Origin of the sequence: Pseudolabrys sp. (assembly GCF_050250095.1) — a bacterium.
In the GTDB taxonomy this organism is placed as follows: Bacteria; Pseudomonadota; Alphaproteobacteria; order Rhizobiales; family Xanthobacteraceae; genus Pseudolabrys.
Map to the genome: position 1 here is coordinate 1,004,539 of NZ_JBFWPH010000001.1, position 25,972 is coordinate 1,030,510.

The 25,972-nt window shown below is 65.4% G+C and carries 26 protein-coding genes; 16 read left to right on the forward strand and 10 right to left on the reverse strand.

Annotated features, from left to right (window positions below; translation table 11 throughout):
• Window positions 1–59: 59 nt before the first annotated feature.
• On the reverse strand, window positions 60–2,147 hold the full coding sequence (parE, locus tag AB7F10_RS04935) for a DNA topoisomerase IV subunit B (protein WP_428564907.1): 2,088 nt from the start codon (window positions 2,145–2,147) through the stop codon (window positions 60–62).
• A 156-nt stretch (window positions 2,148–2,303) separates the two neighbouring features.
• Here parE and AB7F10_RS04940 point away from each other — a divergent pair, with 156 nt between their 5' ends.
• A complete protein-coding gene (locus tag AB7F10_RS04940) occupies window positions 2,304–2,834 on the forward strand; it encodes a DedA family protein (RefSeq protein ID WP_428564904.1) in 531 nt (176 codons plus the stop codon).
• 50 nt (window positions 2,835–2,884) lie between these two features.
• Here AB7F10_RS04940 and AB7F10_RS04945 read toward each other — a convergent pair whose 3' ends face one another.
• Window positions 2,885–3,364 carry a GlcG/HbpS family heme-binding protein gene (locus AB7F10_RS04945; RefSeq protein ID WP_428564901.1) on the reverse strand — a complete coding sequence of 160 codons (480 nt, stop codon included), beginning with the start codon at window positions 3,362–3,364 and terminating at the stop codon, window positions 2,885–2,887.
• Window positions 3,365–3,670: 306 nt separating this feature from the next.
• Between AB7F10_RS04945 and AB7F10_RS04950 the strand changes: the two genes are divergently transcribed.
• The 3 genes from AB7F10_RS04950 to argC all read left to right on the forward strand — a co-directional run bounded on the left by AB7F10_RS04950 (window position 3,671) and on the right by argC (window position 7,498).
• Window positions 3,671–4,654, forward strand: coding sequence for an MBL fold metallo-hydrolase (locus tag AB7F10_RS04950; protein WP_428564898.1), 984 nt, complete (start codon window positions 3,671–3,673; stop codon window positions 4,652–4,654).
• 114 nt (window positions 4,655–4,768) lie between these two features.
• On the forward strand, window positions 4,769–6,151 hold the full coding sequence (locus AB7F10_RS04955) for a heterodisulfide reductase-related iron-sulfur binding cluster (RefSeq protein WP_428564895.1): 1,383 nt from the start codon (window positions 4,769–4,771) through the stop codon (window positions 6,149–6,151).
• 288 nt (window positions 6,152–6,439) lie between these two features.
• Complete coding sequence (gene argC / locus AB7F10_RS04960; RefSeq protein ID WP_428564893.1) at window positions 6,440–7,498, forward strand: N-acetyl-gamma-glutamyl-phosphate reductase; 1,059 nt, start codon at window positions 6,440–6,442, stop codon at window positions 7,496–7,498.
• 64 nt (window positions 7,499–7,562) lie between these two features.
• Here the strand turns inward: argC and AB7F10_RS04965 are convergent, their stop codons facing one another.
• The 4 genes from AB7F10_RS04965 to AB7F10_RS04980 form a co-directional block, all read right to left on the reverse strand.
• A complete protein-coding gene (locus tag AB7F10_RS04965) occupies window positions 7,563–7,961 on the reverse strand; it encodes an MAPEG family protein (protein WP_428564890.1) in 399 nt (132 codons plus the stop codon).
• 73 nt (window positions 7,962–8,034) lie between these two features.
• A complete protein-coding gene (locus AB7F10_RS04970) occupies window positions 8,035–8,823 on the reverse strand; it encodes a sulfite exporter TauE/SafE family protein (protein WP_428564887.1) in 789 nt (262 codons plus the stop codon).
• A gap of 4 nt (window positions 8,824–8,827) precedes the next feature.
• Window positions 8,828–9,364 carry a rhodanese family protein gene (locus tag AB7F10_RS04975; RefSeq protein ID WP_428564884.1) on the reverse strand — a complete coding sequence of 179 codons (537 nt, stop codon included), beginning with the start codon at window positions 9,362–9,364 and terminating at the stop codon, window positions 8,828–8,830.
• Window positions 9,365–9,391: 27 nt separating this feature from the next.
• The gene (locus AB7F10_RS04980; protein WP_428564881.1) at window positions 9,392–9,733 is read right to left on the reverse strand and encodes an ArsR/SmtB family transcription factor; all 342 of its coding nucleotides are present in this window, start codon (window positions 9,731–9,733) and stop codon (window positions 9,392–9,394) included.
• An 87-nt stretch (window positions 9,734–9,820) separates the two neighbouring features.
• On the opposite strand from AB7F10_RS04980, the gene AB7F10_RS04985 reads away from it, so the two are divergent.
• Window positions 9,821–10,696 (forward strand): MBL fold metallo-hydrolase, encoded by an 876-nt coding sequence (locus AB7F10_RS04985; protein WP_428564878.1) that lies wholly within the window; start codon window positions 9,821–9,823, stop codon window positions 10,694–10,696.
• Window positions 10,697–10,707: 11 nt separating this feature from the next.
• Here the strand turns inward: AB7F10_RS04985 and AB7F10_RS04990 are convergent, their stop codons facing one another.
• On the reverse strand, window positions 10,708–12,726 hold the full coding sequence (locus tag AB7F10_RS04990) for a PHA/PHB synthase family protein (protein WP_428564875.1): 2,019 nt from the start codon (window positions 12,724–12,726) through the stop codon (window positions 10,708–10,710).
• A 187-nt stretch (window positions 12,727–12,913) separates the two neighbouring features.
• Between AB7F10_RS04990 and AB7F10_RS04995 the strand changes: the two genes are divergently transcribed.
• The 7 genes from AB7F10_RS04995 (at window position 12,914) to AB7F10_RS05025 (ending at window position 21,229) form a co-directional block, all read left to right on the forward strand.
• Window positions 12,914–13,330: a hypothetical protein gene (locus tag AB7F10_RS04995; protein ID WP_428564872.1), complete on the forward strand. Its 417-nt coding sequence runs from the start codon at window positions 12,914–12,916 to the stop codon at window positions 13,328–13,330.
• 99 nt (window positions 13,331–13,429) lie between these two features.
• Window positions 13,430–14,647 carry an LL-diaminopimelate aminotransferase gene (locus AB7F10_RS05000; protein ID WP_428564869.1) on the forward strand — a complete coding sequence of 406 codons (1,218 nt, stop codon included), beginning with the start codon at window positions 13,430–13,432 and terminating at the stop codon, window positions 14,645–14,647.
• A gap of 33 nt (window positions 14,648–14,680) precedes the next feature.
• The gene (locus AB7F10_RS05005) at window positions 14,681–16,000 is read left to right on the forward strand and encodes a homoserine dehydrogenase (protein ID WP_428564866.1); all 1,320 of its coding nucleotides are present in this window, start codon (window positions 14,681–14,683) and stop codon (window positions 15,998–16,000) included.
• 41 nt (window positions 16,001–16,041) lie between these two features.
• Window positions 16,042–17,037, forward strand: coding sequence for a class II fructose-bisphosphatase (glpX, locus tag AB7F10_RS05010; protein ID WP_428564863.1), 996 nt, complete (start codon window positions 16,042–16,044; stop codon window positions 17,035–17,037).
• 52 nt (window positions 17,038–17,089) lie between these two features.
• Window positions 17,090–18,913 carry a single-stranded-DNA-specific exonuclease RecJ gene (gene recJ / locus AB7F10_RS05015; RefSeq protein WP_428564860.1) on the forward strand — a complete coding sequence of 608 codons (1,824 nt, stop codon included), beginning with the start codon at window positions 17,090–17,092 and terminating at the stop codon, window positions 18,911–18,913.
• A gap of 28 nt (window positions 18,914–18,941) precedes the next feature.
• Window positions 18,942–20,027, forward strand: a complete 1,086-nt coding sequence (locus AB7F10_RS05020; protein WP_428564857.1) for an LLM class flavin-dependent oxidoreductase — start codon at window positions 18,942–18,944, stop codon at window positions 20,025–20,027.
• 17 nt (window positions 20,028–20,044) lie between these two features.
• Window positions 20,045–21,229 (forward strand): FAD-dependent monooxygenase, encoded by a 1,185-nt coding sequence (locus AB7F10_RS05025; protein WP_428564854.1) that lies wholly within the window; start codon window positions 20,045–20,047, stop codon window positions 21,227–21,229.
• A gap of 25 nt (window positions 21,230–21,254) precedes the next feature.
• On the opposite strand, the gene AB7F10_RS05030 is transcribed toward AB7F10_RS05025, so the two are convergent.
• The 3 genes from AB7F10_RS05030 to AB7F10_RS05040 all read right to left on the reverse strand — a co-directional run bounded on the left by AB7F10_RS05030 (window position 21,255) and on the right by AB7F10_RS05040 (window position 22,935).
• A complete protein-coding gene (locus AB7F10_RS05030) occupies window positions 21,255–21,599 on the reverse strand; it encodes an ArsR/SmtB family transcription factor (protein ID WP_428564851.1) in 345 nt (114 codons plus the stop codon).
• A gap of 42 nt (window positions 21,600–21,641) precedes the next feature.
• Window positions 21,642–22,085: a hypothetical protein gene (locus AB7F10_RS05035; protein WP_428564848.1), complete on the reverse strand. Its 444-nt coding sequence runs from the start codon at window positions 22,083–22,085 to the stop codon at window positions 21,642–21,644.
• A 124-nt stretch (window positions 22,086–22,209) separates the two neighbouring features.
• Window positions 22,210–22,935, reverse strand: a complete 726-nt coding sequence (locus AB7F10_RS05040; protein WP_428564845.1) for a hypothetical protein — start codon at window positions 22,933–22,935, stop codon at window positions 22,210–22,212.
• A gap of 98 nt (window positions 22,936–23,033) precedes the next feature.
• Between AB7F10_RS05040 and AB7F10_RS05045 the strand changes: the two genes are divergently transcribed.
• The 4 genes from AB7F10_RS05045 to soxA all read left to right on the forward strand — a co-directional run bounded on the left by AB7F10_RS05045 (window position 23,034) and on the right by soxA (window position 25,888).
• Window positions 23,034–23,609 (forward strand): SoxW family protein, encoded by a 576-nt coding sequence (locus AB7F10_RS05045; RefSeq protein WP_428564842.1) that lies wholly within the window; start codon window positions 23,034–23,036, stop codon window positions 23,607–23,609.
• A gap of 132 nt (window positions 23,610–23,741) precedes the next feature.
• Window positions 23,742–24,197 carry a thiosulfate oxidation carrier protein SoxY gene (gene soxY / locus AB7F10_RS05050; RefSeq protein WP_428564839.1) on the forward strand — a complete coding sequence of 152 codons (456 nt, stop codon included), beginning with the start codon at window positions 23,742–23,744 and terminating at the stop codon, window positions 24,195–24,197.
• A 25-nt stretch (window positions 24,198–24,222) separates the two neighbouring features.
• Window positions 24,223–24,546 (forward strand): thiosulfate oxidation carrier complex protein SoxZ, encoded by a 324-nt coding sequence (gene soxZ, locus AB7F10_RS05055; RefSeq protein ID WP_428564836.1) that lies wholly within the window; start codon window positions 24,223–24,225, stop codon window positions 24,544–24,546.
• A gap of 61 nt (window positions 24,547–24,607) precedes the next feature.
• Entirely contained in the window at window positions 24,608–25,888 is a 1,281-nt protein-coding gene (gene soxA / locus AB7F10_RS05060; RefSeq protein ID WP_428564833.1) for a sulfur oxidation c-type cytochrome SoxA, read from the forward strand.
• Window positions 25,889–25,972: the final 84 nt, after the last annotated feature.

Consider the following 25,972-nt stretch of genomic DNA (forward strand, 5'->3'; position numbering starts at 1 on the left):
AACGCCGCCGCCATTGCTGCGGTTTCCCGCGGTCCCGGCGGGACGCGGATACCGGACGGCTAGACGTCGAGCAGATCCTCGGCGGCGAATTCGGCCTTTTCCTGGATGAATTCGAAGCGGGCTTCGGCCTTGGTGCCCATCAGGCGCTCGACCGACTTGTCGGTCGGCTTGCGGTCCTTGTCGGCCAGCACGACCTTGAGCAGCGTGCGCTTGCGCGGGTCCATCGTGGTTTCCTTGAGCTGCGCCGCCATCATCTCGCCGAGGCCTTTGAAGCGCGAGACTTCGACCTTGGCGTTGGCGTTGAACTCCTTCTTGAGCAGCTCGTCCTTGTGCTTGTCGTTGCGCGCATAAACGATCTTGCCGCCGTGCGAGAGGCGATAGAGCGGCGGCACCGCGAGATAGAGCCGCCCCGCGTCGATCAGCTTCGGCATCTGCCGGTAGAAGAAGGTGATGAGCAGCGAGGCGATGTGGGCGCCGTCGACGTCGGCGTCCGTCATCACGATGATCTTTTCGTAGCGCAGATCCTTCTCGTGATAATGCGCGCCGGTGCCGCAGCCGAGCGCCTGCACCAGATCGGCGAGCTGCGCGTTCTGCGCGAGCTTGTCCTTGCCGGCGGAGGCGACGTTGAGGATCTTGCCGCGCAGCGGCAGGATCGCCTGCGAACGGCGATCGCGCGCCTGCTTGGCGGAGCCGCCGGCCGAGTCGCCCTCGACGATGAAGAGTTCGGAGCCGTCGGCGGCGGAGTCGGTGCAGTCCGCGAGCTTGCCGGGCAGCCGCAGCTTGCGCACCGCGGACTTACGCTGCACGTCCTTTTCCTGACGGCGGCGGATGCGCTCCTCGGCGCGCTCGATGACGAATTCAAGGAGCTTGTTGGCCTGCGCCGGATTGCCGGCGAGCCAGTGGTCGAACGGATCGCGGATCGCCTGCTCGACGATGCGCGCGGCTTCCGCGGTCGCGAGGCGGTCCTTGGTCTGGCCCTGGAATTCCGGTTCGCGCACGAAGACGGAGAGCATGCAGGCCGCGCCGGTCATGATGTCGTCGCTGGTCACCGGAGCGACGCGCTTGTCCATGCCGACGCGCTCGGCGTGATCCTTCAGGCCGCGGAGCAGGGCGGTGCGCAGGCCGGACTCATGCGTGCCGCCGTCCGGCGTCGGAATCGTGTTGCAGTACGAGTTGATGAAGCCGTCGGCGTCGGCGGTCCACGCCACCGCCCATTCGGCGGCGCCATGCTTGCCGGTCTTGCTGTGCGAGCCGGTGAAGATGTCCGGGTGAACCAGCGTCGCGCCCTCGATGCTGGCGGAGAGATAATCCTTCAGACCCTCCGCGAAGTGGAAGACAGCTTTCTCCGGAACGTCGCCTTCGTCTTTCAGCAGCGCCTTGTCGCAATGCCAGCGCACCTCGACGCCGCCGAACAGATAGGCTTTCGAGCGCGCCATCTTGAAGACGCGCTCCGGCTTGAAGCCGGCCTTGGGTCCGAAGATTTGCGGATCGGGACGGAAGCGGATCTTGGTGCCGCGCCGGTTCGGCGCGCGGCCGGCCTTGACCAGTTTGCCCTTCGGCTTGCCGCGCTCGAACACCATCTTGTAGAGCGTCTGGTCGCGGGCGACCTCGACCTCCATGCGCTCCGAGAGCGCATTGGCGACGGAGACGCCGACGCCGTGCAGGCCGCCGGAGGTCTCATAGACCTTGGAGTCGAATTTGCCGCCGGCGTGGAGCGTGCACATGATGACTTCGAGCGCCGACTTGTTCTTGAACTTCGGATGCGGATCGACCGGAATGCCGCGGCCGTTGTCGTTGATGCTGATGAAGCCGTCGGCTTCGAGATCGACCTCGATCCAGTTGGCGTGGCCGGCCAGCGCCTCGTCCATCGCGTTGTCGATGACTTCGGCGAACAGGTGATGCAGCGCCTTCTCGTCGGTGCCGCCGATATACATGCCGGGCCGGCGGCGGACCGGCTCGAGCCCCTCCAGAACCTCGATGTCGCGTGCGGTGTAGTCGCCGCCGCCCGAGCCGCCCTTCGCGGCTTTGCCGCGCGCGGACTCCTTGGCGGATTTGCCGGGTGTCTTGCGCTCGCCGCCGCGCTTGGCGGGCATGTCGAACAGGTCGGTCTGTTTGGCGGTCTTTTTCTTGGTCGCGGATTTGGCCATTGCGGGACTGATATGGGGTGAAGCCGAATCAATTACGAGGACTATGCCACGGTAGGGGCGGCAAAAGGCTGCAGAATTGCCGCCGCGGAATTGGCCTGCTGGCGCGGCTGAGGCGGGCAGGCTAGACAAAGCGGCCGCGCAGGGAACCGGGCTTTTATGGGAATCGAAAGCTATTTCGAGCAGGTGTCGGCGTTTGCCCGCGAGCATCAGGCCTGGGCGCTGCCGATCATGTTCGCGCTCGCCTTCGCCGAGTCGCTCGCCTTTATTTCGTTCATCATTCCGGCCTGGGGCGCGCTCGTCGCCATCGGGGTCGCGCTCGGGCAAAGCGGCGTCAACCTGGTGCCGGTATGGATCGCGGCCTCGCTCGGCGCCGCCTGCGGCGACTGGCTGTCCTACTGGATCGGCCGCAAGCTCGAGCACCGCGTCGCGCATATCTGGCCGCTGTCGCGCAATCCGAGTCTCATTCCGCGCGGGGAAGCCTTCGTGAAGAAGTGGGGCGTGCTCGGCATCGTCATCGGGCGCTTCTCGGGTCCGCTGCGCGCTTCGGTGCCGCTGGTCGCCGGCATCTTCGAGATGCCGTACTGGCGATTTCAGGCCGCCAATTTCGCGTCGGCCTTTCTGTGGGCCGGCGTGTTGCTGCTGTTCGGCGACGGCCTGTCGAAGACGCTGACGATGTTCAGCAAATAAAAAAACCTGCCGGCGCGGGCCGGCAGGTTGTCGTGTTGCGTGCTGGAGTTTTACTTCGCCGCGGCGAGGCCGGCTTCCGACACCTGCGTGTCCTGCTCGCCGGTGCCGCCGCTTGCGCCGATGCCGCCGACGATCTTGCCGCCGACCACGATCGGCAGGCCGCCCGGCACCGCATTGGCGCCGCGCAGCTGCATCACATAGGTATTGCCCGCCTTGAGCGCATTGTGGAACGCCGCGGTCGGGCGGCGGAACAGCGCGGCCGACGTCGCCTTGTCCATCGCGACGTTGATCGAGCCGTATTGCGTGTTGTCCATTTTCTGGAACGCGACGAGCGAGCCGTTCGGCTCGACGATGGCGACGGCCATGCTCCAGTTGTTCTTCTTCGCTTCGGCCTGCGCGGCGGCCAGAATTTTCTGCGCGAGTTCCAGCGAGACCGGTGTACCGATCGCCGGCGGTCCAGCCTGTTGGGCGCTGGCAGTGCCGGCAAGAACCGCGGCAGCGAGGGCCGCGGCGACAGTCAGACGACGCATTCACTCCTCCCAGTCTGTGTGATGGCCGGGCAATGCGGACCAAAGGGTCCGTCGCCGCGGCCTGTTTTCTCAGGCGGGCCGAGATTATCGGAACCCGCGAGCAACGCCTATTGGGCTGCCTCGCAGTGCGGAATAAGGATCGTTGATCGGGGCTAGACCGGCAGGGAGAATGCGGTTCAAATCACCGCAATGTGAAAGAATTTTGCAATCGCCTGTCGCATTCTCGCAAGGATGCGTCTGCTTGAATGCGAGTTTCAGAATACGTTTTTTCGCTGCAACACAAGACCAGACATCGGAGGAACAACGATGACTCAGTTTACGCGCCGTGACGTCTTCGCGACGGCGGCCGGCGCCGCCGCGACGGCTGCCGCAGGGTTCAACCCGCTGACGCTCGCGTCGGCGAATGCGCAAGGCGTGGCGGGATCGACCACCGGCGTCTACCGCTACAAGCTCGGCGACATCGAGCTGATCCAGGTGCTCGACGGTGCGCGCACCTTCCCGATGCCGGACAAGTTCGTCGCCAATGTCGACAAGGAGCAGGCAGCCGCGGCGTTCGAAGGCCTCTACATGCCGAAAGGGCAGGTGACGATCTCGTTCAGCCCGCTGATCGTGAAGTCCGGCGGCAAGACCATCGCGATCGACACCGGCAACGGCCTCGGCGCCTTCGCGGCGACCAAGGGCGCGGTCGGCAATACGCGCGCGAACATGCAGGCGGCCGGCATCGACGTGAAGGCGGTCGACATCGTGCTGATCTCGCATTTCCACGGCGACCACATCAACGGCCTGAAGAATGCCGACGGCACGCCGGCCTACACGAGCGCCGAGATCAAGGTGCCCGAGGCCGAGCAGAAGTTCTGGACCGACGAGTCGAACCAGAGCAAGGCGAACGGCGCCAACAAGGGCAACTTCGCCAACGTGAAGAAGGTGTTCGACGGCCTCAAGACGACGCCGTTCGAGGTCGGCAAGGAAGTCGCCCCCGGCATCACCGCGATCGCGACGCCGGGCCACACGCCGGGCCACGTCTCCTTCATCATCAGCAGCGGCTCGAAGAAGCTCGTCGTGCAGGGCGACGTCACCAACCAGCCGGGCGTTTTCATGCGCAACCCGAACTGGCATCTGGTGTTCGACAACGACGGCGCGATGGCGGAAGCGACGCGCCGCAAGTTCTACGACATGGCGATGGCCGAGAAGATGCCGGTGGTCGGCTATCATTTCCCGTTCCCGGCGGCCGGCTATGTCGAGAAGGACGGCAACGGCTACCGGCTGATTCAGGTTCACGCGCTGACCTGAGCGGTTCGCACGATTGCGAGGGAGGGCCGCCGTCGCCGGCGGCCCTTTCTTTTTTCACGCTCCGATAACCTGCGTTCATTGGCGGGCGCCGCGCGAAGGCGTTACAATGGGGTCATGAGCGCGATGTCGTCGCAAGCCGCAGCGTTCGATGGTGCCAGTTTCGAGGCCGCTCTCTCCGCGCGCGCGGAGGAGATGGCGGCTGCCTGCACGCGCTGCGGCAAATGCGTGGAGGTTTGTCCGGTGACGGATGCCGCCGGCGTCGGCCTGTCGGGCGGCGCGGTGTCGCCGTCCGAGGTGATCGGCGGCGTGATCGATATCCTGCGCACCGGCGAGGGGCCTGCCGCCTCGCGTGTCTGGGCCAAGGGTTGCGCGCTGTCGGGCGACTGCATCGAGGCCTGCGACGAGGACGTCAATCCGCGTTTCCTGCTGTCGATGGCGCGGGTGGCGCTTGCGAAGAGCACCGTCGAGCCGCGCGAACGCCGCAAGGCCGGCGTCGAGAATTACCGCCTGATGGCCGACGGCGTGACCGTGCTGTCGCGCATGCAACTCGGCGACGAGGCGCTGGGGCGGCTCGGACAGCGGATGACGGAGCGCCTGAGCAGCGGTTCGACCGCGAAACCCGGCGAGGCGCCGGATTTCGTGTTCTACACCGGCTGCAACGTGCTCAAGACGCCGCACATCGCGATGCATGCGCTCGACCTGATGGACGCGCTCGGCATCACCTATCGCGTGATGGGCGGGCCGTCGCATTGCTGCGGCGTGATCCAGTTGCGCACCGGCGACACCGAGATGTCGGGCCGCATGGGCGCCAACACGCTCGGCAAGCTCGCTGAAGGCAAGACCGGCGTGCTCGCCTGGTGCGGCAGCTGCCATGTGCAGTTCACCGAGACGATGCTGCCGACGGTCGAGAAGATGACCGGCGCGCGGCCGTTCGAGATGACGCCGTTCATGCTGTTTCTCTCTGGCAAGTTCGATGCGCTGAAGCCGATGCTGACGCGTCGCGTCGCGATGCGTGTCGCGCTGCATGTGCCGCCGGGCGTGCGCGGCGTCGCGGCCGTGTGCCGCGATCTGCTGGCTGCCGTGCCCGGCATCGAGATCGTCGATATCGGCCAGCCGTCGGTCGGGCTGATGAACAATTCGCTCAACGCGCTGCCGGAGTTCAAGCGCGGCCTGCAGCTTGCGACGCTCGAAGCCTGCGAGAAGGCCGGGGTGGACGCGCTGGTCAATCTCTATCATGTCGACCACCGCGAACTGTGCGCGCATGAGCGCGACTGGCCGTTCCGCATCGTCAACATGATGGAGATCGTCGCGGCCAGCATGGGTCTGCCGGCCTATGACGACAATTTTAAGCGTCTCAAGATGAGCCAGGACGCCGACGCGATCCTGGCCGATTGCCGCGACCTGCTGGCCACGCACGGCATCGCGCCGGAGGCGGCCCGCAAGGCGGTCATGAAGGCGATGCTGGGCGAGCAGCCGCTGCCGCTGAAGGGCGGCTGAGCGCATGCCGGGCTCCCGCCGCGCCCGGCTTGACGGCGGCGGCGCACGGTCCTATTTACCGCGCCCATGATGACAGCAACCGCACGTCCGCTGCGCCGCCGCCGTATCGTCACGGCACGGGCCCGCACGTCTGCGTGACAGGTTCCGTGCCGCCGGACGGAGATCCGCGGCGCGCAGGTCATCGTCGCGATATTTCCTTCCGGCATCGAGCGTGAAGCGCCCCTCGCGGGCATTATGACATAATGCGTCATGCCGGCCGGTTGCCGGCTTCGGGAAGAGAGAACTGCGATGGCAAGGCAAGCGAAAGTCGGCGTGCTGGGCGCCTCGGGCTACACCGGATCGGAACTGGTGCGGATGCTGTTGCGGCATCCGCGCGTCGAGATTGCATTGCTCACCGCCGACCGCCGGGCCGGGCAGGAGATGCGCGAGGTATTCCCGCAGTTCTCGCCGTTCGAACTGCCGAAGCTTGTCTCGATCGAAGGGCTCGACTGGGTCTCGCTCGGTCTCGACCTCGTGTTCTGCGCGCTGCCGCATGCGACGACGCAGAACGTGATCAAGGAACTGCTCGACAAGGCGCCGAGCGTAAAGGTGGTGGATCTGTCCGCCGACTTCCGGCTGTCCGACACCGCGGCTTACGCGAAATGGTACGGCCACGAGCATCACGCGCCGGAGCTGCAGAAGGCAGCGGTCTACGGCCTCGTGGAAGTTCACCGGCGCGCCATCAAGAAGGCGCGGCTGGTCGCCAATCCGGGCTGCTACACCACCTGCGCGCAGCTGCCGCTCGTTCCGCTCATCAAGGAGAAGGCGATCGAGCTCGGCGAGATCGTCGTCGATGCGAAGTCCGGCATGACCGGGGCAGGGCGCTCGGCCAAGGAAGCGATGCTGTTTTCCGAGGTGTCGGAAGGCTTCCACGCCTATGGCGTCGGGCACCACCGGCACATGGCGGAACTCGACCAGGAATTCTCAGCCGCCGCCGGGCGAGAGGTGGTCGTCACCTTCACGCCGCATCTGGTGCCGATGAACCGCGGCATCCTCTCGACCATCTATGTGCGGGGCAGACGCGGCCGCACGCCGGCCGATCTGCATGCGATCCTGTCGAAGACCTATGCGAAGGAGCCGTTCGTGCATGTGCTGCCGTTCGGCGAGACGCCGCAGACGCGGCATGTGCGCGGCTCCAACATGACCTTCATCGGCGTCGCCAGCGACCGCATCGCCGGCCGCGCGATCGTCATCTCGGCGCTCGACAATCTGGTGAAGGGCGCCTCGGGTCAGGCGATCCAGAACATGAATCTCGTGCTGGGCTTTCCCGAGACGCTCGGGATCGAGCAGGTCGCGCTGTTCCCGTAGGAGCCGGTTTTTGCTCGGGCATGATCTTGCCCGAAAACCGGTTCCCGCTTTTCGGGATCGTGCCCTAGGCCAGATTGAAGATCGCGAGCGCGAGCACCACCTGCGCGGCAAAGCCGATCGCGAAGGCGATCGTGCGCGCGAACGGAATGCCGAGCGCGTAGATGACGGCGTGGGCGAGCCGCGCCCAGAAATAGACCGCGCAGGCCGTCGCGGTGGTCGCCGAGCCTTTGCCGGCGGCGTCGATCACCAGCACCAGCGCGGCGAACACCACGAGATTGTCGACCGCGTTGGTGTGGGCGAAATAGAGCCGCTGCGCCCAGGGCGACTGCGGCTTGTCGTTGCGCGAGGGATTGGCCATCGAGCCGACGAGGCCGCGCACCACGATGCGGTCCAGGATGTAGGGAATCCACAGCACGCCGGTCAGCATCGCCGTCAGCGCCAGCCACATCAGTTCTTTGGTCATGGGGTCACTCCCTCGCGAGACTCGCCGCCGGGAGTGTAGCGGAACGGATGCGGGGTGTCGCCGGACTATGGCGTCACGAAGCTATCAACGACTTCACGACGACATAGACCCCAACGGCGATGATGATGCCGGCAAAGGTGATCGACAGGACGTGCTTATGACTGGCGAGGTGCCGAGCAAGGCCGATGCCGGCGAGGCCGCCGACCGCGCCGCCGGCGACGAACAGGCCGGCCAACGCCCAGTCGACGAAACCGGAAAGGGCATAGCTGCCGGCGGTGGTGAGGCCGAAGAGCGTCACCGAAACGAGCGACGAGCCGATGGCGTTGATGAGGGGCATGGCGGTGGCCCCGATCAGTCCGGGCACGATCAGGAAGCCGCCACCGATGCCGAAAAAGCCGGACGCGAGACCGACGATGAAGCCGATGCCGACCAATAGCGGCAGCAGATGTTTCACGTTGTCCGCGCCGAGCCTCACGTCGGGATCGCCGCCGTGATGGCGGGTGCGCAGCATCAGCGCCCCGACTACAATCATTAGCAGGCCGAACAGGGTCAGCAGCCGCCCGCCGTCCATCAGCTTGCCAAGATGGGCGCCGAGCGCGGCTCCCGTCACACCTGAGAGTCCGAAGACGACGGCGCACGGCCATTTTACGGTCCGCGCGCGTGCATGACCGGCGAGATTGAAGGCGGCGCTGGCGGCTACGGCAATCGCGCTCGTGCCGATCGCGACGTGAGTTGAAGGCACGCCGACCACGTAGGTGAGGAGCGGGACGGCAAGGATCGAGCCGCCACCCCCAACGAGACCGAGGCTAAAGCCGACCAGACCGCCGGAGCCGAGCGCCAGAATGGTCGGCAACACGGTCATGCCGTTACGCTGCCGAAGCGGTGCGGCGGTTCCACGGCATTAGGTCGAGCAAGCGCGCCATGCCGCAGGTGCCGGTGATGCCGGCGAACATCAGACCCGCGCCGACGAAGCCGGAGAGCGCAAACAAGTTTGGATTCACCAGCCATCCGAGTGCAACGCCGGCGACGATCAGGCTGCCGGCTGCGATCTGGACCTGGCGATTCATCTCGAGCGGCTGGCGGCGATCCTGCGCGACGGGAAGGCCGGCTTTCTTCCACGCATCGAGCCCGCCTTCAAGTACGAAGGCTGCGCATGAGCCAGCGGCCTGCGCAAGGCGCGGCGCGTTGCCTTTGGTGCGGGCGCCGGAGCGGCAATGGAAGATGAGAATTTCGTCGCCGGGACGGGCAGGATGCTCGGCATCGATGCGGCTCAGCGCGTGATGGCGCGCGCCGGGAATCTTTTCGCGCGCATACTCATCGGCCTCGCGCACATCGACGAGAACGGCGCCCTGGCGCATAAGCTCGGCGGCACGCTGCGGTGAAATCGTCTTCAGGTCTGTCATCACGAGGGCCTTTCTTCTTCTCGATTATTACGGGCAGTAGATCGCCTTCAGCACGGACAACAGCTTGCTCGCGTTCGGATCGGCGATCCGGTAGTAAATGGTCTGGCCGTCGCGACGGGTGGCGACGAGACCGTCCTCGCGCATCCGTCCAAGATGCTGCGAGAGGGCGGACTGGCTTAACCCGACCGCACCGGCAATGGCGCCGACCGACATTTCACGCTCGGCGGCGAGCTGACACAGGATCAATAGCCGGTTTTCATTGGCCAGCAGCTTCAGCAGCAAGGCTGCTTCCCCAGCCTTGCGAGACAAGTCGCTGATGCCGGGCATGGCGGCAGCCTTGGAACGGGAGCGGGCGGCGAGAGCGTTCATCGGTGTATCCTGTACGTTAGATATTGCTAAATTAGTATTTTCTAATATATAAGTCAATACCAAGAACCGCCGATAACGGAGGCAGCAATGCCACAGCAGACGAAGCCCGCGATCCGGGCGTTTTTCGACGAGCCGACGAATACCGTGAGCTATCTGGTGTGGGATCCGGTGAGCCGGCTGGGCGCGGTGATCGATCCTGTGCTCGATTTCGACTACCGCAGCGGCAAGGGGTCGACGACGTCGGCCGACGCCCTGCTGTCGGCGGCGACAAAGGAGGGCGTTACGATTACGTGGGTCCTCGAGACCCACGCGCATGCCGATCACTTATCCGGCGCGCCCTATATCAAGTTGAAAACCGGTGCGCGAGTTGGCATCGGCGAGCATATCCGGGAGGTGCAGCGCATTTTCCGCCCGGTGTTCGACGCGCAGGATGTCTCCGGCGACGGCTCGGAATTCGACCATCTTTTCAAGGACGGCGAGACGTTCACGATCGGCGGCCTGCAAGCCGACGTGATCTACACGCCCGGCCACACACCGGCCTGCGTATCCTACAAGATCGCGGATGCTGTGTTCGTCGGCGACACCATGTTCATGCCGGACTACGGCACCGCGCGGGCCGATTTTCCTGGCGGCGATGCCCGGGCGCTCTACGGTTCGATCAAACGCTTGCTGTCACTGCCCCCTGAGACTCGGCTTTTCATGTGTCACGATTACAAGGCGCCGGGCCGCGACAGCTATGCATGGGAAACCACCGTCGGCGAAGAGCGGACGCGCAACGTTCACGTCCATGAGGGCGTGAGCGAAGATGATTTCGTCGCAATGCGGCAGGCGCGCGATGCCAAACTCGCCGCGCCGGCGCTGCTGCTGCCGTCAATTCAGGTCAATATCCGGGCCGGCAAGTTCCCGCCGGCGGAGGCGAATGGCGTGCGTTACCTGAAGGTGCCGGTGAAACTCGCGTCGTAAGCGGTGAGATTCTAGTCGCGCACCTTGACGTAGGATCCCGGCGCGTTCTCGATCGGCGTCAGCTTGCCGCCGCCGATCTTGCGCGCGGGCACCGTTTCGGCGCCGTGGTCCTTGATCCAGCCGATCCAGTCCGGCCACCATGAGCCGGGATGCATGGTCGCGTGGCTCAGCCATTTGGCGACGTCGGAGCCGGAGGGCTCAGCCCCCGTCCAGTACTGGTACTTGTGCTTGGCCGGCGGGTTGACGACACCGGCGATGTGGCCGGAGCCGGCCAGCACATATTTCACCGGCCCGCCGAAGAATTTCGAGCCGGCCAGCACAGACTTCGCCGGCGCGATGTGGTCCTCGCGGGTCGCGAGATTATAGATGGGCACCGTGACCTTGCGCAGATCGAGTGTGACGCCGCCGATCTCCATCTCGCCCTGCGTCAGCGTGTTGTTGAGATAACAGTTGCGCAGATAGAACGAGTGATTGGCGGCCGGCATGCGCGTTGCGTCGGCGTTCCAGTAGAGAATGTCGAACGGGAAGGGCTTCTTGCCGCGCAGGTAGTTGTTGACGACGTAGGGCCAGATCAGATCGTTCGAGCGCAACAGGTTGAACGCCGTCGCCATGTTGGCGGCTTCGAGATAGCCCTGTTCCTTCATGTGCTTTTCGACGTTGGCGACCTGCTCCTCGTCGACGAACACCAGAAGATCGCCGGCGTGGGTGAAGTCGACCTGCGTGGTCAGGAGCGTCGCGGTCAGCGCGCGGTCGCGCTTCTGCGCGGCAAGCCATGCGAGCGTGACGGCGAGCAGGGTGCCGCCGACGCAATAGCCGAGAACGTGAAGGTGCTTCTCGCCGGTGACCTCCTCGACGACGTCCATCGCCGTGAGGATGCCTTCCTTCATGTACTCTTCGAAGCTCTTGGCCGCCTGCCGCGCATCCGGGTTGACCCACGACACGACAAAGACCGTGAGGCCCTGATCGGCGCACCACTTGATGAAGGATTTGTCGGGCGCGAGATCGAGAATGTAGAACTTGTTGATCCACGGCGGCACGATCAGCAGCGGAACCTTCAATACGTCCTTCGTCGCCGCTTCGTACTGGATGAGCTGGATCAGGTCGTTCTGGAAGATCACCTTGCCCGGCGTGGTCGCAAGGTTCTCGCCGACCTTGAAAGCCGAGCCGTCGGACTGGCGGATCTTGAGATTGCCGCGGCCGGCCTTGATGTCCTCGGTCAGCATATGCATGCCGCGCACGAGGTTGTCGGCATTGCTCGTGAGCGTCTCGCGCAGCAGTTCCGGGTTGGTCAGCACGAAGTTGGTCGGCGCCAGCGCATTAACCATCTGCTTGACGTAGAATTCGGCTTTGTGCCGCGTGTGCGGATCGACGCCCTCGGCATTGGTGACGAGGTGGTTCGCCCATTGCGCGGTGAGCAGATAGGCCTGCTTCATGAAGTCGAAGAACTGGTTCGACGTCCACTCCGGATCGTTGAAGCGGCGGTCGGACGGATCGGGCGTGACGACCGGCGGCTGTTCTTCGCCGGCCATGCGCTTCACCGTCGTCGCCCAGAGGTCGAGATAGGAGCGGCCGAGACCCGTTTGCAGTTCGAGCGCGCGGGATGGGTCGGACAACCAGTATTCCGCGACCTTGCCGACGCTCTTGACCATGTCGGCGAAGCTTTCGGCGTTGTCGGTTTTGATCTGGCCTTCCTCGCGCGGCTTCATGTAGGCGGCGATCGCCTTGCCGCTCTCCTCGACGAGGCGGGCGAGGTTGCGCGCGAGCGTTTCGATGTCGACTTTGCTTTCCGCCTGCGAAGGGGCGGTCTGCGCGGCAGGCCGCTCGGGCGCCGGTTCGTGCGCCGCTTTGCCGTTGGCCGGCCTCGCGTTGACCGGCCCGGCATCGGCCAGCTTGGCGGTCGCGGCGTCTGCGGGAAGCTCCTTCGGGCTGGAGGGCTTGCCGGAGGACTTGCCGGACACCTTGGCGGCGGGCTTTTCTTTCGCCGCAACGTGCTTCGCCGGCTTGGCCGGTTTTTTGGTCGCCTCATCCATGGTGTCGGTCCGCCCCGGCCCAGACATGGCGCGACCGCGCGCCGACTGCAAGGCGCTTGGGATTGCCCTTAACCCCGCGTGTGCGACCGACATCAACCATTCTTTGACCATATTAGGTTGTAATGTGGCCGTAGTATAATGCTTTGACTTCGCGAATAGATTGTCCCGAACCGGGCGCAGATAACCGATGCAACGTTCGACTGTGAGCCGGAATCTCGCGGCCGCCGCGCTGGCGGTTGCGCTGGCGCTCGGCGGCTGTTCGGCGGCCTCGGTGATCGACAGCCTGCCGACCGAGGTCGGCGGTCTGCCGGCGAGCGCCCCCAAGCGTTCCGACAACCCCGCGCAGTATCCTGCCGTGCATGACGTGCGCGCGCGCCCGAACAAGCCGCTCACCGCCGAGCAGCAGTTCGAGCTTGAGGAACAACTGAGCAAGGCCCGGAGCCGCCAGAATACCCTGCAAAACAAGGGCGCCATCAGCCGGGCCCAGGCGGAGGTCGAAAAGGCCGGCGCCGCCCGCGCCCGCGCCATCGAAGCCGCCAAAACAGGGGCTCGGCCGGCCGCCAAAACGCCGGCAGAGCCGCCGGCCGCCGCCGAAACCCGCTGAGCCGCTGGCACCGGCCGCGCCCCATGCTAAAAGCCTGTCCCGTCCGCACCCTTTAGGGGCTCATTCCGGAGGGCAGGCGGATCCCGAGGAACCAAGACAATGGACGATTTCTACCGCATCCGCCGCTTGCCGCCCTACGTGTTCGAAGAGGTGAACCGGGCCAAGGCTCGCGCGCGCAACGCCGGTGCAGACATTGTCGATCTCGGCATGGGCAATCCGGACCTGCCGACGCCCCCGCACGTCATCGAGAAGATCAAGGAGACGATCGGCAAGCCGCGCACGGACCGTTACTCGGCCTCGCGCGGCATCATCGGCCTGCGCCGCGCGCAGGCGGCTTATTACGAGCGCCGCTTCGGCGTGAAGCTCAATCCCGACACGCAGGTTGTCGCCACGCTCGGCTCCAAGGAAGGCTTCGCCAACGTTGCACAGGCGATCACCGCGCCGGGCGATGTCGTGCTGGTGCCGAACCCGAGCTATCCGATCCATGCCTTCGGCTTCCTGATGGCGGGCGGCGCGATCCGCTCGGTGCCGTCCGAGCCGACACCGAACTTCTTCCACACGCTCGAACGCGCCATCGTCCATTCGATCCCAAAGCCGACCGCGGTGGTGGTGTGCTATCCGGCGAACCCGACGGCTTACGTCGCCTCGCTCGACTTCTATAAAGACCTCGTCGCCTTTGCGAAGAAGCACGGTATCCTCGTGCTGTCCGATCTCGCCTATTCGGAAGTCTACTTCGACGACAACCCGCCGCCGTCGCTGCTGCAGGTGCCCGGCGCGATCGATGTTGCGGTCGAGTTCACCTCGATGTCGAAGACCTATTCGATGCCGGGCTGGCGCATGGGCTTCGCGGTCGGCAATGAGCGCGTCATCGCGGCGCTCGCCCGCGTGAAGTCCTATCTCGACTACGGCGCCTATACGCCGATCCAGGTCGCGGCCGCCGCGGCGCTGAACGGACCCGATGACTGCATCAAGGAGATGCGCGCGATCTACAAGCAGCGCCGCGACGTGCTGGTCGAAAGCTTCGGCCGCGCCGGCTTCCCGGTGCCGAGCCCGCGCGCCTCGATGTTCGCCTGGGCGCCGATCCCGGCACCGTTCCAGAGCCTCGGCAGCGTCGAGTTCGCCACGCTGCTGATCGAGAAGGCCGAGGTCGCGGTGTCGCCGGGCATCGGCTTCGGCGAATACGGCGAGGGTTATGTTCGCATCGCGCTCGTGGAAAACGAGCAGCGTATTCGCCAGGCCGCCCGCAACATCCGCCGCTTCCTTGAAAGCGGGCCGGAAAAGCTGCACAACGTCGTTCCGCTCGCCACGCGCCGCTAGGCGCGTGGTCTTTCCATAGGCTGCAGGCTCTTCATGGTTGCGCCGCTCAAAATCGGTGTCGCCGGACTGGGAACAGTCGGCGCTTCGCTCGTCACCCTGCTGCGTGAGCAGCGCGCGCTGATCGCCGCGCGCTGCGGCCGGCCGATCGAGGTCGTCGCGGTGACGGCGCGCTCGCGCGCCAAGAAGCGCGGAGTCGACCTGAAAAACATCAAGTGGATGTCCGATCCGGTGGCGCTGGCGAAGGCGTCGGGCATCGACGTCTTCGTCGAGCTGATTGGCGGCGGGGGCGGGGTGGCGAAAGCCGCCATCGAGGCCGCGCTGTCGTCGGACAAGTCGGTCGTCACCGCCAACAAGGCGCTGCTGGCGAAGCACGGCGTCGCGCTTGCCGCGCTGGCGGAGAAAAACCGCGTCGCGCTGAACTATGAGGCGGCGGTCGGCGGCGCCATCCCGATCGTCAAGACGCTGCGCGAAGGCATGGCCGGCAATTCCTTCGAGCGCATCTACGGCATTCTCAACGGCACCTGCAATTACATCCTGACGCGGATGGAGCAGGAGGGCCTGTCTTTCGCGGAGTGTCTCAAGCAGGCCCAAGCGCTCGGCTATGCCGAGGCCGATCCGACCTTCGACGTCGAGGGCTACGACACCGCGCAGAAGCTTGCGATCCTCGCCAGCATCGCGTTCGGCACCAAGGTGTCGGAGAGCGCCGTTTACGTCGAAGGCATTTCCTCGATCGCGCCGGCCGATCTGATCGCCGCCGACGAACTCGGCTACCGCATCAAGCTCTTGGGCGTCGCGGTGAAGACGCCGCAGGGCATCGAGCAGCGCGTGCATCCCACGATGGTGCGCAAGGACGCGGCCATCGCGCAGGTGATGGGCGTGACCAACGCCGTCACCATCGACGCGGTCGGCATCAATCCGATGACGCTGGTCGGCCCTGGCGCCGGCGGCATGGCGACGGCGTCTGCGGTTGCCTCCGATATCGGCGACATCGCGCGCGGCGTTTGCGGCGCGCCGTTCGGCCAGCCGGTCGCGAAACTCGCCACCGTGCGCAAGGCGCCGATGCAGCGCCACGAGGGCGGCTACTACATTCGCCTGCAGGCGCGCGACAAGCCGGGCACCGCGGCGACCATCGCGCGGCGGCTGGCCCAGCAGCAGATTTCGCTGGAATCCATTGTGCAGCGCCACCCGAAGGGGCAGCCGGCGGCAAAATCCGCGAAATCGGACGGTTCCGTCCCCGTTATCCTGATCACCTATGCGACATCTGAGGACGCGGTCCGAAAAGCCCTTGCGGCGGTGGGCCGCGATAGGGTGATCTCTGGCCGGCCGCAGGTCATTCGCATCGAGAAGAACTGAAGCGCCGCGACGAAGGCGCCCGTGTGGGGAGCGTAAGTGCGATGAGCAATACGATTACCGTTCCGTCGAGCCAGGCGCTGGAGCGCATTCTCTCGCTCGAGATCGTGCGCGTGACCGAGCGCGCGGCGGTGTCGGCGGCGCGGCTGCGCGGCCACGGCAAGGACAAGGCCTCCGACCAGGCGGCGGTCGACGCCATGCGGCGCGAGCTGAACAACCTGCCGATCGACGGCACCGTGGTGATCGGCGAAGGCGAAATGGACGAGGCGCCGATGCTGTTCATCGGCGAGAAGGTCGGCAACAAGGGCGGCCCGAAAGTCGACATCGCGGTCGATCCGCTTGAGGGCACCGTGCTGTGCGCGAAGAACATGCCGGGCGCTATCGCGACGCTGGCGATGGCGGAAGCCGGCACGCTGCTGCACGCGCCGGACTGCTACATGGACAAGATCGCCATCGGCCCCGGCTATCCGAAGGGTGTGATCGACCTCGACGCGCCGGCGGACGAGAACATCATCGCGCTCGCCAAGGCGAAGGGCGTGAAGCCCTCCGAGATCACCGCGATCCTGCTCGACCGGCCGCGCCACGCCGACATCATCGCCAAGGTGCGCAAGGTCGGCGCCGCGGTGGCGCTGATCAGCGACGGCGACGTCGCCGGCGTGATTCACTGCGCGGAGCCCAAGACCGGCATCGACATCTATCTCGGCATCGGCGGCGCGCCGGAAGGCGTGCTGGCCGCGGCGGCGCTGCGCTGCATCGGCGGGCAGATGCAGACCCGGCTCGTCATCGACTCCGACGAGTTGCGCAAGCGCATCGAGACGATGGGCATCAAGGACGCCAAGCGGAAATACGAGATCGAGGACATGGTGAAGGGCGATTGCCTGTTCGCCGCCACCGGCGTCACCACCGGAGCGATGCTGCAGGGCGTCAAGTTCGGCAAGAACGTGATCGAGACCGAGACGGTGGTGATGCGCTCGCTGACCGGCACGGTGCGCCGTGTTCTCGCCGAGCATCGCCAGCTCGAGAAATTCCATCTCGACTGAGACGCGGGTTGCGCCGGACGGGCAAACCGCGTCTGATCGACGGGGTGTTCCCATGATTCCGGCCGCTGTTCCCAAAGCCGCTTCCGCAGTGCCGTCGCGCGTGTTTCTCGGTGTCGAGCAATCGGTCACCGGAAGGACGTGGCGCGACCGCCTCGATGCGCGCGGCGAGGCGCGGGCGCTCGCCATCGCGCAGCGCTACGGCCTGCCGGAGCTGCTCGCCCGCGTGATGGCGGGGCGCGGTGTCGAGGCGGACGACGCCGAGGCCTTTCTCGATCCGACCATCCGGCGGCTGATGCCGGACCCCGACACGCTGACCGCGATGCCGGCCGCTGCGGCGCGGATCGCGGACGCCGTTGTGACGGGTGAGAGCGTCGCGATCTTCGGCGACTACGATGTCGACGGGGCGACGTCTTCCGCGTTGCTCGCATCATACCTGCGCCATTGCGGGCTCGATCCCGCGATCCATATTCCCGACCGCATCTTCGAAGGCTACGGGCCGAACGTGGATGCGATCCGCTCCTTTGCAGAGCGCGGCGTGACGTTGCTCATCACCGTCGATTGCGGCACTACCAGCATGGAGCCGCTGACCGAGGCGAAGAAACTCGGCCTCGACACCGTGGTGATTGATCACCATCAGGCCGACGAGCAGTTGCCGCCAGCGGTCGCGGTGGTCAATCCGAACCGCGCCGACGATTTGTCCGGCCTCGGCCATCTCGCCGCCGTCGGCCTGGTGTTCGTCACGCTGGTCGCGCTGACGCGCGAATTGCGCAAGCGCAGCTATTGGAATGCGTCGCGGCCCGAACCCGATCTCCTGTCCTATCTGCATCTCGTCGCGCTCGGCACGGTGGCGGACGTGGTGCCGCTGAAGGGCCTCAACCGCGCCTTCGTGTCGAAAGGGCTGATCGCGCTGCGCCGGCGCGACAGCGTGGGCATGACCGCGCTGATGGATGTCGCGCGGCTCGCCGGACCGCCGGAGCCGTTCCATCTCGGTTTTCTGCTCGGGCCGCGCATCAATGCCGGCGGGCGGATCGGCAACGCCGCACTCGGCGTCAAGCTGCTGCTCGAGGCCGACCCGTCGCAGGCGTCGGCCATCGCCGTTGAACTCGATCGTCTCAACAAGGAGCGGCAGGCGATCGAGATCGCCGCCGTCGCGGAAGCCGAAGCCGAGGCGAGCGCCGCGCTCGGCCTCGAGGAGAAGGGCGCGGCCGTGGTGACGGCGGCGACCGGCTGGCATCCGGGCGTCGTCGGGCTGGTCGCGGCGCGGCTGAAAGAACGTTTTCAGCGACCGGCCTTTGCGATTGCCATCGATCCGTCGGGCACCGGCACCGGCTCGGGGCGCTCGATCACGGGCGTCGATCTGGGCAGCGCGGTACGCCGTGCGGTCGCGGACGGCCTGCTGCTGAAGGGCGGCGGCCACGCGATGGCCGCGGGCGTGACGCTGAAGAAGGACCGCATCGCGCCGTTCCGCGCCTTCCTCGAGGATGCACTCGGCGCGAGCGTCACCGAAGCACGGCGCGACCGGAGCCTCTCCATCGACGGCGCCGTAAGCGCCGGCGGCGCGACCGTCGGTCTGATCGAAACGCTGTCGCGGGCCGGTCCGTTCGGCGCCGGCAATCCGGAGCCGGTGCTGGCCTTTCCCGCGCATACGCTCGCCTTTGCCGACCCGGTCGGCGCCGATCATGTCCGCGTGCGGCTGCGCGCGGGCGACGGCAGCATGGTCAACGGCATCGCCTTTCGCGCCACGAACAAGCCGTTGGGCAAGGCGCTTCTCGACAATCGCGGCCGTGCCGTGCACGCGGCCGGCACGCTCACCATCGACCGCTGGCAGGGCGCCGAACGGCCGCAATTGCGGCTGATCGATATCGCAGTAAGCTAGCCGCCCTTCCAACGACGACGCAGGCCGAATGCAATTCGCACATTTTTCCCACGTCTGGGCCAAGCCCGGCCTTACGCCGCACCAGCGTTATGAGGAGCTTTGGCGCGAGCTTCAGCTCTGCGACGACCTCGGCTTCGACTACAGCTTCTGCGTCGAGCATCACTGCACGCCGGAAGAAAGCTGGATGTCGTCGCCCAGCCTCTATGCGGTGGGAGCGGGCGCGCGGACCAAGCGGCTGCGCGTCGGCTCGATGGGCTACATCGTGCCGCTCTATCATCCGCTGCGGCTGGCGGAAGAAATCGCCATCGTCGACCAGATGACCGGCGGACGCATGGAACTCGGCCTCGTGCCCGGCATCACCGCGAGCTACTTCCGGCCGTTCGGTCTCGATTACGGTCAGCGCAAGTCACCGACGCTTGAGTTTGTCTCGTACTTGCGCGCGGCTTACGGCAAGCAGCCGTTCTCCTATCACGGCGCGGACTTTCATACCGACGAGGCCGCGTTGTCGGTGCTGCCGGTTCAGAAGCCGCATCCGCCGTTGTGGATGATGAGCCGCGATCCGCAGACGCTTGAATTCTGCGCGCAGAACCGGATCAACCCCGGTTATTTCCTGGTCTATCCGCGCGCCGATGCGGCGCCGCGCTACCGCACCTTCATCGACGACTGGGCGAAAGCGGGCTGGTCCGACAAGCCGAAGATCGCCTACTGTACCGTGATTTATGTCGACGAAACCGACGAGAAAGCGCTCGACGTTGCGCGCCAGCGCGCGGCGCGCGCCTATGAAGGGTTTCTCGATCCCGCCAAGCCCGGCGAAACGTTCGAGGATCGCGTGAAGGCGCACGCGAAAAAATTCATCGGCCGCGGCGAGCCCGGCGCCTCGGCGATCATGGCCAATCTGTTCGATCCCGAGTTTCTGATGGCGAACGATCTCGTCTTCATCGGCTCGCCCGAAACGGTGGCGCGCAAACTGCGGGCTGCGGCAAAAGACGGCCTGTTCAATGTCTTTTTCGGCGAGTTCAATTTCGCGGATTTGCCGGAGGCCGACCTGATGCGCTCGATTCGCCTGTTCGGGGAAAAGGTGATACCCGCCTTGCGCGATTACGAACCGTTCTGAGTGCGGAGACGACTGGAATGCCGAGCTACAAGATCCTGATTGCCGGGGCGGGCCTCGGCGGGCTGGCCGCCGCGTCGTGCCTGACCAAGGCGGGCCATCAGGTCGAAATCTACGAACAGGCCCCGGCGATCGGCGAGATCGGCGCCGGCATCCAGGTCAGCGCCAATGCGATGCATGTGCTGCGCGACCTCGGCCTCGAGCCGGACATCCGCCGCGTCGGCGTGCATCCCGGCGCCTATGTGTTCCGCCTGCACGACACCGGCGAGGTGATCCAGCGGTTCAGTCTCGCGGAGGAGCACGAGCGCACCCACGGCGCGCCCTATACGCAGATGCATCGCGCGGACTTCCATGAAATTCTCGCCGCGCGCGCCCGGCAGGCCGATCCCGATATCATCCGCCTCAACAAGAAGGTCACCGGCTTTACCGAGGACGACAAGGGTGTGGAACTGAAGTTCGAGGACGGCACCGCGGCACGCGGCGATTTCCTGATCGGCGCGGACGGGCTGAAATCCGCGGTGCGCCGGCAGATCCTCGGCGATGCGGTCGCGACCTATACCGGCGACGCGGCGTGGCGCATCACCGTGCCGATCGAGCGGTTGCCGCAGCCGCATCTTGAAAAGGTCATGTCGGTCTTCATGGGGCCGGGCGGCCATGCCGTCTGCTACTACCTGCGCGGCGGCGCGCTTCTGAACTTCGTCGGCATCGTTGAGACCGAGGAAGTGTTCGAAGAGTCGTGGACGATGAAATTTCCGTGGGAGAAGCTGAAGGCCGACTATGCCGGCTGGCATCCCGCGCTCCAGGCGGTCATCGATCATGCCGACAAGGACCAGTGTTTCCGCTGGTCGTTGCATAACCGGCCGCCGGTGATGACCTGGAGCACGCCGCGCGCGACGCTGCTCGGCGATGCCGCGCATCCGACGCTGCCTTATCTTGCGCAGGGCGCGGTGATGTCGATCGAGGACGGCGCGGTGCTGACGCGGACGCTGGCGATGGAGCCGACCATTCCCGCCGCGCTCAAGCGTTACGAGCGCAACCGGGTCGATCGCACGGCGAAGGTGGTCAACCAGTCGACCGCGAACCGGCGGCTGTTTCACCTGAATACGGAAGAGGCGATCCGCGCCGAATTCTCCAAGCGCAACGAAGGCGCCGACCGCAACAAGTGGCTCTATTCATATAATCCGCTGACGGTCGAGCTGGTGTGAGACGCGGAGCGCTCAGACGCCCGGTCTAGCGCTTCTTTATCTTGCGGCAGAATACGTCGTAGATCGCGCCGATGATGGTGCGCGCCTCGTCGCTCGCCAGCGCATAGTAGATCGCCTTGCCGTCGCGCCGCGTCGAAACGAGGCCGTCGGCGCGTAGCCGCGCAAGCTGCTGCGACACGGTCGGCTGGCGCAAATTCAGAAGCTGCTCGAGTTCGCTCACCGACTTCTCGCCTTCGGTAAGGAAGCACAGGATCATCAGGCGGCTCTCATGCGAGAGCGTTTTGAGGAAGTCGCTGGCGCGGGTGGCGTTCTCGACCATTTTGTCGAGTTCGCGCTGCCGGGCCGCTGGTTCGAGATGCCGCAGTTCCATGGTGCTAACGATCCCGTGTTCGATGCCGCGGATGACAAACGATCAGAGCGCGGTCTGTGCCGGCTGCCGCAACCGTTGTCCGGCGTCATGCTCAAGCGCGCTGCCGGACTTTCCGTCGTCGAGTTTCTTCAGAAGAACGCCAAGCAAACCCCAGAAATGATCTTCGCCCGGATAGCCGCGGATGCGGCCGATCTCGCGGCCCCGGTCGATCAGGACGAAGAGGGGCGTCAGCCGCTCGCGCTCGATGAAGGCGAGGTCCGGCGGGATCGGCTTGTCGGTGTCGACGCGCCGCAGCGGCGCGCGCTTGCCTTCGTCGGTTTTGGGATAGATCGCGCCGATCTCGTGGTGAAACGTCGTGCACCAGGGGCAATAGGCGTTTTCGAACAGCACCAGTTCGGCGGCGCGCGCCGGCAGCGCGGCGACGAGCGTCGCGGCGAGTATCAAAACCGCGTGGAGACGTTTCAGCGACATCGGTGACAACGACATAAAGACCGCGTAATCGGCGCGTTTCCTGAAATATATCAAGAAACATGAATACGTGTAAGGGCGCCCGGAACGCCGGTGTCAAAAAAGAAAAAGTTTCTGCCGCCGGCCAAGACGACAGTGCGTTTCATCCATAACGGAACGCCAAAAGATGATCGAATGCACGCAGTTCGATCATCACACGATGCAGCAGCCCGGCATCGCGCGTCTCGATCGCCTTCGGGATGAAGGTGAGGCTGGCGGCTGCGCCGTCGACCAGCCGGCGAAATTCCGGGTCGGCGCGGGTCCTCGCGTCGGCAAGACCGTCGCAGCGTTTCAAGGTGCTGCCGTAGCTCGCGGCCCTGGCTTGCAGGTCTTTTGCGACGCCGGGGCGCGACCAGTCGAGATCGCGATCGTTGAATACGTAAAGCGCATCCATCGCTGCGTTGGCGTCGCGCACGCAGTCCGCGAGCACCACGATGCCATTGGCCTTGCGAAGATCGGAGAGTTCGTTGCGAATCGCCCGCAGCGCGTCGGCGGCCACGGCCGCGCGGCCGGAATCGATCATCATGGAGGCGGTGACGAGGCGCACGCCGACGTCGAGCATCGTGTTGCGATAAAGCTGGAGGTCCTTTGCCATTTCCTTTGGCGGCTGGGCGAAATCCCTGGCGACCTGGCCCCAGGTTTCGCGCATGCGCTCGACCTCGAGCGCGGCGAGGTCGGTATTGCCGGTGCGCAGATAGCCGAGCGCCACCCGGTAATGCGCGGCCGCGCGCTCTACGGCGGCGTTGAACTCCGCCAGCGTCCCGGCGGCCAAGGCCGGCGTGGCGAGCAGGGCCGCGATGACCGCAATTTTTACAAGGCTGTTCCGCATGATGTGATCGGGGCCGTGCTGGAACCGGACCGTCCGGTCTTATATATAGCCAAACGTATCTGAACGACGAGCGGTGCCGGACCGGCGCCGGAAACGCAATGGCGAACCACATCAATCGACGGGTTTTTATCGGCGGCGCGGCGGCCGCAACGCTTGTCTCCGGGCGCGGCCATGCCGAACCGATCCTTACCGACGACGGGCTCTACAAGGAGCCTTGGTTCCTTGAGAGTTTCCTCGATCTTGCCGAGGATCTCGACGGCGCGGCCAAGGCCGGCAAGCGCCTCGCCATCATGTGGGAGTTGAAGGGTTGCCCGTATTGCAAGGAAACCCACTTCGTCAATTTCTCGCAGCCGCGGATTGCCGACTATGTGCGCAATAATTTCGAGGTGCTGCAGCTCAACATCATCGGCTCGCGCAAGGTGACCGATTTTGATGGAACAGAGCTGTCGGAAAAGGCGCTGGCCGCGCGCTACGGGGTGCGCTTCACGCCGACCTTTCAGTTTTTTCCCGAGGCATCGGCCGGGCTGAAGAGTCTCGAGCCCACCAAGCGCGAGGTCGCACGGCTGCCGGGCTATCTGCGGCCGGATGACTTCCTCGCGATGTTTCGCTACGTCCGGGAAAAGGCTTACGAGAGCAAGAGTTTTCGCGAATACGTGAAAAGCCAGACGGGTTGATCCCCGCATGCCGCAGTGCAAACAACAATATTCTTTTTAATGAATATGATTTGAAGATGAGCCGAGCCGCGGTTAATGTGTCCGCAACGCGGGGCTGAAAGTCTCGACCAGTGTCACAAGGGAGAAAAGTCGATGCGCCAATTGACGCGCCGGCAAGCAGTCGTCCTCGGCGCCAGCGGCGTCGTGGTGGCGCTCGCGGGCTGGAACGGGGAGGTGTTGGCCGACACCAAGGCGACAGCCGAGGAGATCGCCAAGTTCACCGGCGGCAAGACCGCCGAGAAGGGCAAGATCGCCATCGAGCTCCCGGAAATCGCCGAAAACGGCAATACCGTGCCGCTGTCGATCACGGTCGACGCGCCGATGACGGCCGACGATCACGTCAGCGAGGTGCTGGTGCTGGCCGACGGCAATCCGCGGCCGGGCGTCGCGCGCCTGCAGTTCACGCCGCTGTCGGGCAAGGCCGACGCCGCTGTGCGCATCCGCCTCGCCACCACCCAGAACATCATCGTCGTCGCCAAGACCTCGAAGGGCGCGCTCTATACGGAGCAGAAGCTCGTCAAGGTCACCATCGGCGGCTGCGGCGGCTGACCGGAACGCGACAGGAGATTAGAGAATGGCTGAAAAACCGCGCCTGAAGCTTCCGAGCGAAGCCAAGAAGGGTGACGTCATCCAGATCAAGACACTGATCCCGCACATCATGGAGTCGGGCCAGCGCAAGGACAAGGAAGGCAAGGTGATCCCGCGCAAGATCATCAATACCTTCACCTGCGAATTCAACGGCAAGCCGGTGTTCACCGCGAACCTGGAGCCGGCGATCGCGGCGAACCCGTATATCCAGTTCAGCGCCAAGGTGGACGAGAGCGGCACCTTCAAGTTCAGCTGGAAGGACGACGACGGAACGGTGACGACCGCCGAGTCGAAGATTACCGTGGCCTGATTGACGGCCGGACCGGCGCTCGCCGCCGGTCCGAGACAACAAAAAATTTTTGGAGGAACCGATGACGCTTGGGAGGATTCTGACGGCCGGCGTGGCCGCAGTCGTCGTGGCGGGCTTTGCGCTTCAGGCTTCGGACAATGCGGCGATCGCCAAGGACAAGAAGGCAAAGGCCGCCCAGGCTGCGCCGCTCGACACCAAGGGTGACGCCTCGGCGCGGCCCTGGAAGCGCTACGACCGCTGGCCGGCGCGCGACATGTCGAAATACAACACGCTCGCGCATCTTGCGTCGCCGCCGGCGCCGAAGGATCCCCGCAAGGTTCCCGCCGGCCTGACCGGCAACGCCGAGAGTGGCGCCAAGCTCGTCGCCGACCGCCGCCGCGGCGGCTCCTGCCTTGCCTGCCATGTGATGGGTCCGGCGGGCGGCGCCAATCTGCCGGGCAACGTCGCGCCCGATCTTTCCGAAATCGGCAAGGCCGGCCGCGACGACGAGTACCTGTTCAACTACATCAACGACGCGCGCGTCTATAACGCCGAGACGGTGATGCCGCCCTGGGGTTCGCACGGCCTGTTCAACGATCAGGAGATCATGGACATGGTCGCGTTCCTCAAGACGCTGACCAAGCCGGCGGTGTTCAAGACCGAGCTTGACGACCCGAACAAGCGTCCCGCGCCGGTCGAGAAGCGCGACAATCTCGACCCGCTGGAAAATCCCGGCATGTGGTCGGTCGAAAAGGCGCAGGCGATGTGGAAGCAGGCCGCCGCCGGCGGCAAGTCCTGCAACACCTGCCACAGCAATCCAACCGCGCAGTTCAAGACCTGGGCGGCGTCGATGCCGAAATGGGAGCCGCGGCTCAACAAGGTGCTCGGCGTCGAGGAGTTCATCACCCGTCACGCGCGCGCGACAACGGGCGCGAACTGGCTGATGGAAACCGACGATAACCGCGCGATGTCGGTCTATCTGCACTTCCTCGCCAACGGCACGCCGATGAAGGTCGACACCACGTCGGCGGGCGCGAAGGCGGCCATCGCGCGCGGCGAGAAGCTGTCGCACCGCAAGATCGGCCAGCTCAACATGGCGTGCGCCGACTGCCACGGTCTCGTTGCGAACAAGTGGATCCGCGGACAGTGGCTCGGCGAGCCGAAGGGCCAGCTCGACCACTTCCCGACCTGGCGCACGAGCCTGCAGACGGTGTGGGATATCCGGCAGCGCTTCCAGTGGTGCTCGGTGAACATCCGCGGCGACGAGCTGCCGCCGGACGCCAAGGAATACGGCGATCTGGAGCTGTACATCGCCTCGCTCAACCAGGGCCAGAAGCTCAGCGTTCCGGGCATCCGTCACTGACCGAAACCGGGGACCGTCGCTAATCGCGGCGGTCCTTTCCTTTTTGATGCAGGCACGCCGCCGGACTTGCCCGGCGGGGCAGGG